Annotated in this window: 5 protein-coding genes; 4 read left to right on the forward strand and 1 reads right to left on the reverse strand. The window is 65.0% G+C overall.

Going from position 1 to position 6,657, the window contains the following annotated elements; all coding sequences use genetic code 11:
* The first annotated feature begins 5 nt into the window (after positions 1–5).
* The 4 genes from A5788_RS00575 to A5788_RS00590 all read left to right on the forward strand — a co-directional run bounded on the left by A5788_RS00575 (position 6) and on the right by A5788_RS00590 (position 4,943).
* Entirely contained in the window at positions 6–1,532 is a 1,527-nt protein-coding gene (locus A5788_RS00575; RefSeq protein WP_064864372.1) for a VWA domain-containing protein, read from the forward strand.
* A gap of 62 nt (positions 1,533–1,594) precedes the next feature.
* The gene (locus A5788_RS00580) at positions 1,595–2,809 is read left to right on the forward strand and encodes an iron-containing alcohol dehydrogenase (RefSeq protein ID WP_082937970.1); all 1,215 of its coding nucleotides are present in this window, start codon (positions 1,595–1,597) and stop codon (positions 2,807–2,809) included.
* Between the two features lie 95 nt (positions 2,810–2,904).
* Complete coding sequence (locus A5788_RS00585) at positions 2,905–4,287, forward strand: MadS family sensor histidine kinase (protein WP_064864380.1); 1,383 nt, start codon at positions 2,905–2,907, stop codon at positions 4,285–4,287.
* Positions 4,284–4,943: a MadR family response regulator transcription factor gene (locus A5788_RS00590; RefSeq protein WP_064864374.1), complete on the forward strand. Its 660-nt coding sequence runs from the start codon at positions 4,284–4,286 to the stop codon at positions 4,941–4,943. The genes A5788_RS00585 and A5788_RS00590 overlap by 4 nt, the downstream gene beginning before the upstream one ends.
* A gap of 67 nt (positions 4,944–5,010) precedes the next feature.
* On the opposite strand, the gene mftM is transcribed toward A5788_RS00590, so the two are convergent.
* Positions 5,011–5,901, reverse strand: coding sequence for a mycofactocin oligosaccharide methyltransferase MftM (gene mftM, locus A5788_RS00595; RefSeq protein ID WP_064864376.1), 891 nt, complete (start codon positions 5,899–5,901; stop codon positions 5,011–5,013).
* Positions 5,902–6,657: the final 756 nt, after the last annotated feature.

Here is a 6,657-nt window from a genome sequence, read left to right on the forward strand (position 1 = left end):
CGCTGATGGAAGGTGCCGTACACCGCTTCATCCGTCTGCTTCGCCTGCACGGCGTGCGGATCGGGGTGTCGGAGGCGATGGACGCGATGGCTGCCGTTGCCACGGCGGAGATCCTCGCCGATCGCGAGTTGCTCCGCTCTGCGCTGCAGGCCTGTCTGATCAAGGATCGTCGGGACGAGGACACGTTCGCGCGGGTCTTCGACAGGTTCTTCGCACTGCGACCTGTTGTCGAAGACGATGGCGGACAAGGTCATTCGCACACACACGACGACCTCTCCGACGAGGGCGACCTCGAGGAGTACACGCTCTCGGACGAGGTCAGCAAGACTCCCGCGCAGGGACACAGTCACGGACCGCCGTCGAACATCCGGCAGTACTTCGATCCCGAAGATCTTGCCGAGCAGTACAACCTCCACCAGGAGGCCAACAAACTCGACATGGCGTCGTTGACCGACGAGATCGTCCTGTCAGCCGATTCGGTTCCGAACTCCGAGCAGGCCGCGCGGGTCCAGCTCACCGTGTCCCGGCTGCACAATCCGGGCCGGCCGGGAGAGTTGGTGAGCGGCAACGCAACACAACTCGATGCCGAGCTGTCGGTCGCTCAGGAGATGGCCCTGCTCGACTGGCTCGACGACACCGAGGGACTCGATGGAGCGCAACCAGACCCCGAGGAACTCGCGGCCCTGCGCAGCGCGCTCGCGGGTCTGCTCGACGGCCTACCGGAGAAACTTCGCGATCACCTCGAGCAACTGATGGCCACCGACCACGAGCTCGAGGACCGCGAGATCAAGGCGAGCGTGCGTGACGCGATCGGCGAGCAGGAGCGCGCAAGCCTCGAGGAATCCGTGCGTCGACTCATCCGCAGCCTGCACGGCGCACCGCGATCGCGACGAAAGGTGGCTGCACGAGGCACGGTCGACGCCGCACGCACGATGCGCGCCAACCTTCGATTCGACGGCGTGCCGTTCCGACCGATCACCGTCGCCAAGGTCGAGGACCGACCGAGCCTGTTGATCCTCGCCGACGTCTCGCTGTCGGTGCGTACGACGACGCGGTTCACCCTGCAACTCGTCCACGGGTTGCAGAGCATGGTCGCGCACGTCCGATCGTTCGCCTTCGTGTCCGACCTTGTCGAGATCACCGATCTCTTCGCCGAGCACCCGGCCGAGGAGGCGCTGTCGCTGGTCGTGTCCGGGCTCCCGGCGGGCGGTGTGCTCGACGTCGACGCCGATTCGGACTACGGCAACGCGCTGCAGACCTTCCTCGACGAGTACGGCGGCGCCATCACCAGGAGGACGACGGTCATCGTGCTCGGCGACGGTCGCAACAACGGGAAGGATCCGAACCTCGGCGCGTTCGAGGAGATCAGTCGACGTGCGCGCGAAACCATTTGGCTGACGCCTGAGCCCGCCTACTCGTGGGGCCTAGGTTCGTGCGATCTCCCCGCATACGCGACGTACTGCGACCGCGTGAACGTCGTGCACGATCTCGCCGAGTTGGAGCAGGTCTCGGTTGCGGCTTCGGGCGCGTGAGTGATGGCATCGCGCGTAGGATTCGGGCCGGAAGACAACGCTGCGATGGGTAGGTGACAGGCGTGGGGACTGACGTCGTCGACACCCGCGCGCCCAGCACTGTTCGGGATACGCGGGCGGCGCGCGGCGGCGGCGTGCACGTCGCCAAGTTCCACACACCGGAGATCATCATCGGGCCCGGGTCGCTCGCCGAGGTACCACGCGCGGCCGCGGGCCTCGGCATGCGTCGCCTACTGATCGTCTCCGACCGCGGACTCGTGGCGACTCCGTGGTATCCCCAACTGGCACAAGCACTTCACTCCGAGCGACTGTCGGTGTCGTCGTTCACCGACGTATCGGCAAACCCGCGGGCTCCCGAGATCGTTGCGGGCTTCGCGAGGTACGAGGAGAGCGGCGCCGACGGCATCGTCGCTCTCGGCGGTGGGTCGGTGATCGACGCGGCCAAGGGGATCGCGATTCTGGCCGCCAACGGCGGACACATCCTGGAGTACGAGGGGATCGATCGTGCCCGACGGCCACTGCCACCGTTGATCGCGGCACCGACCACGGCCGGAAGTGGTTCGGACGTCTCGCAGTTCTGCATCGTCAACGACGTCGACCGCATGACCAAGGTGACCATCATCGGTCGCGGCTTGGTGCCCGACGTCTCTGTGGTCGACCCACGCACGTTTGCCTCGCTTCCCGCAGATGTGGCCGCGCAGTCGGGCATGGACGCCATCACCCACTGCCTCGAGGCGTACGCATCGCTTGCGCACAATCGGCTCAGCGATCGCGCAGCACTGAGCTCGATCGGCACCGCGTGGCGCAGCATCGAGAGGTTTGTCGACGATCCGTCGGATCCCGACAGCGGAACCGACATGGCGTACGCCGCGCTCGAGGCGGGCATGGCGTTCACCAACGCGATCCTCGGGGCCACCCACGCCATGAGCCACCCCGTCGGGGGACTGTGCGACGCCGCGCACGGTGCGATCAACGCTGTCCTCCTGCCGCATGTCATCCGCTTCAACGCGGAGATCGACCCGACGCCCTACGTCGAACTCGCCGACGCAGTGGGTGTCCGGGGTGGCTCGCCCCATGCCGTCGCCGAGCGACTCGCTGACGAGGTCGCGTCGTTGTCGCGCAGGGTCGGATTGCCCGGCGACCTCAGATCGCTCGGTGTGCGCGACGAACATGTCGCGGTGCTCACCGCGAACGCGCTGCTCGACGCCTGCATGACGACCAACCCGCGCAAACCGACCGCAGACGACGTCGCGCGTATCTATCGCGAGGCGCTGTGACCACCGGCGCCCAGCCCGAGGGGTACGGGCCTGGCGTTGAAGCATCAGGGGCTGGTGGGTCTGGAGTTGACGGGTCTGGACAGTACGGACCCGAGCTGGACTCGCTCGTCGGGCTGCATTCGGTCAAGGGCTCGCACTATGCGCAGTATCGGGGCGTCGAGCAGCGACTCACGCGCGTGGTCGGCGCGCTCGACCGCATCTCGCGCGCGCTCGTGCAAACCGCCGAAGGCCCAGAAAACCTCGTCCTCTCGGTGGTCCGTGCCGTGCGTGAACACCTTGACGCCGACTGGGTGGTCTTTGCCCTCAGCGACGGCGAACTCGAGCGCACGGGGCCACGGCACCTGATGATGAGCGGCGACGGAACCATCTATGCCTTCGAGGGCGTGCAAGCCGCGCGCACACCGAGTCACCTTCCCGACGAGGTGCTCAATCGGCTCAACGACGTCCTCCGCAATCAGATGGGTGAGCTGAGCCGACCGGTGGTCGCAGCGCATCACCTCCATGTGCCGGTGCACCTCGACGGCCGCGTCGTCGGTGGACTCTCGGCGTGGACCCCGGATCATCATGTCGTCGACTCCGCCGATCTCGTCGTGATGCGCATTCTCGCCAGACAGGCGATGGTCGCCCTCCTGAATGCCTCGCTACTCGAGGAGAGCCGACATCAGCTCGCGCGTGCCGAGGATGCCTACTCAAAGGCGCGCGAGCAGGCGACAGACCTTGCCGTCCGAAACGCGGAACTTCAACGGACACAACGAGAATTGTCCGCCGTGATGCGTCAGCGACTGGTCACAGAGGAACGCGAGCGCATCGCCCGCGAACTCCACGACTCCGTCACGCAGTCGGTGCTGTCGGCAGGCGTTCAGATCGAGGTGTGTCGGATCGAGTCCGACGCCGCGACGGCGGCGCGTCTCGAGGTTGCGGGGAAATTGACCCGCGACGCCGTCGAACAATTGCGATCGGTCATCTACGCGCTCAACCAGTCACCGTCGGTGGAGGGGCTGAGTCTCGGCGAGGTGCTCGACGAACTGTGTTCGATGCACATGCCCGCCGATCTCGACACCGACGTCCGCGTCGTCGGACGCCCGCGTGATGTCCCAGATGACGTGCAGCACGCCGTGCTGCGGATCGCGGGCGAGGCGCTGTTCAACACCGCGGTGCACGCCGGGGCACAGACTGCGCGCGTGGTCCTCACCTACGCCGACGATCACGTCGGCCTGGCTGTCGACGACGACGGCGCGGGAGATCCCGGGCATCTTCGGCGAGTGATGCGTGCGGCGATGCTCGGCGACCTCGCCGGCAGGCACCGGGGACTGGCCAACATGGCCGCGCGGGCGGATCAGTTGGGTGGCGAGGTCCGTGTACGTCGTTCGCGACTCGGTGGGATACGCATTGCAGCCACATTGCCCGACGTCGGGTCGGCGTCGACAGGTCACACGCGGAGCGGGTCAGGGTCTCGACACGAGGAGGTTGTGCGATGAATTCCACCGAGGTCAGTACCGGCTCGATTCGGACCATGCTGGTCGACGACCATGCGCTGCTACGGGCGGGCATACGCTCACTGCTTGAGCGTGAGGACACGATATCCGTTGTCGGAGAAGCTGGTTCGTTCGATCACGCGCTCGCAGAAGTCGCACGGTGCCGCCCAGACGTGGTCGTCGTCGATCTCAAGCTGACGGCGGGCACCGAGTACGAGGGGCTGCGACTCATCACCGAGATCGCGCAGCGGCACAGTGATGTGGCCAGTCTGGTGCTCACCACGTTCCTCGACGACGACCTCGTCGTGCGTGCGGTGAAGGCCGGGGCACGCGGATACGTGGTCAAGGATGTCGATACGACCGAACTCGTGCGGGCGATTCAGGCCGTCTCGGGTGGTGGCAGCGCCTTCGATCCGCGAAGCGCGGCAATCGTGCTGCGGACGGTATCGGGCGGCGGAGAGAGTCCCGAGGCATTGACCGAGCGTGAGCGTGAGGTGCTCCGGCTCCTGGCCGACGGACTGAGCAACAAGCGGATCGGCGAGACGCTGTTCATCTCGGAATCGACGGTGAAGTTCCACATTCGCAACATCATTCGCAAACTCGGGGTCACCAAACGCACCGACGCGGTCTACATCGCCAGCAAGCGGGGCCTCATCTGAGTCGCGGCCCGCTCGTGAGCTGAGGCTGCTTGTGGAGTGGTGTCGCTTGTGAATTGCGCCGTCGGGACTAATCGGCTCGAGGGGTGAGGATCAACCAGCCGCCGTGGTCGTCGAGTATCTCCGCGCCCGCATGATCGACGTGTCCTGCCCACTCGACGAGGTCGCACTCACGCAGGCAGCTGAGGTGCCCGAAGTGTGGACTCGGCTCGTCTTCGTAGGGGACGGCGACGATCACGCGCCTCCGAGCGACCCGCAGAGCTTCTGCAAGCGCTCGCTCTCTTTCGTCACGTGACAAATGTTCGAGCAGGTGAATGAGGGTGACGGTGTCGACGGAATCGTCGGCGAAGGGGAGATCGGTCGCGTTCGCAACAATCGCGTCGACAACAGTTCGACGTCGCGCGGCGGTCGCCCGCAGAAGGTTGATCGCACCAGACGAGATGTCGCACGCGCTGACCTCGAGTCCACTTTCGGCGCACTGCAGTGCGAAGAGCCCGAAGCAGCAGCCGACCTCCAACACGCCAGAACCCGAGACCAGGCTACGAGCTCGACGATGGACGGGGCTGAATGAGGCGATACCGGTGACGAGATCTCGCAGCGAGTTGTCATAGAACGACGCCCACGCGACGTCGTCGGAGGCGGCAGACGACCGAATCAGTCCGACCGCGGCCTCCTCGAACTCCCACTGACCGGCGAGCGCGCCGTCTTCGACGAGGCAGATCAGGGCCGTCACCATGACATCGTCGGAGATCAGATCGCTGGTGAACGGATGGCGGATGTCGACCGACGTGGTTCCATCCTGCGTAGTAGTCCGACGCCACCACAGCGAACCGCATCGTCGGAAGCCCTCGGCAGCGAGATCCCCGGTAGCCGGCTCGGCCCGACGCACGGTGATGGTGCTGGTCGTAGGTGTGCCCGCGCTCCTGGTGTCTGCGCTCCTGAACTCTGGGGCGATGGTCATACCTCGAACGGTAGGAGCCGGCCGCCGCACGCGTAACTGACCTGTCAGACGAGGTCACTGACCGAAAGTATGGGTTTCCGTCTCGGACGAGTGTCGATGAAGTCGCTGGTAGACGCCGCGCGCAAGGTCCACTGGGACGCCGAAAGACAGCCGGCCACCGCAGAATGATGCAGATCACATTCGTGGATTTTGGGGGTTCGGGCGAGAATTCGACGCTGCGGGGCAGGGCCTGACCACTCGTGACCTGCGGAAACGTGTGTAGGCGTGCGTGCTGACCAGGCGATTTGACCCTCGCCGACGCATTGCGTAACTTTCTTCGAGTCAGCGCGCCACGGCGCCGCCCCGGACGGCCTCCTGAGAGGGAGAGCCACGGGGAAGGGAAACCGGGTTCAGCGCAGACCAACCCCCGAGAAATCACACCGGGTGCCTTGCGCGCCCGGAGCGAGATCACGGGAACCAGATGACTCCCGAACGAGAAACAACACGGAGTTGCGGATCGCCGAGAGTGTCTGGTAGGCTGGAAGAGTTGCTCCGGAGACGGGGTCAACATCCTCCAAACGGAACAAGCTTGCTGGTCATGCCCTTTTCAGGGGTAGCGCCAGTGGGTGTGCGTTCTTTGAGAACTCGATAGTGTGTGATGAATTGTTTGATGCCATATTTTGGCATCGTGTGTCCAAGTTTTTTGGATTATGTGATGATTTATTTTTGTGACGCTCAGGTCTTTGGGTCTGGGTGTTGCTAGTTTTTGTTTGGTCA

This window comes from Gordonia sp. 852002-50816_SCH5313054-c (assembly GCF_001665925.1).
GTDB lineage: Bacteria > Actinomycetota > Actinomycetes > Mycobacteriales > Mycobacteriaceae > Gordonia > Gordonia jacobaea.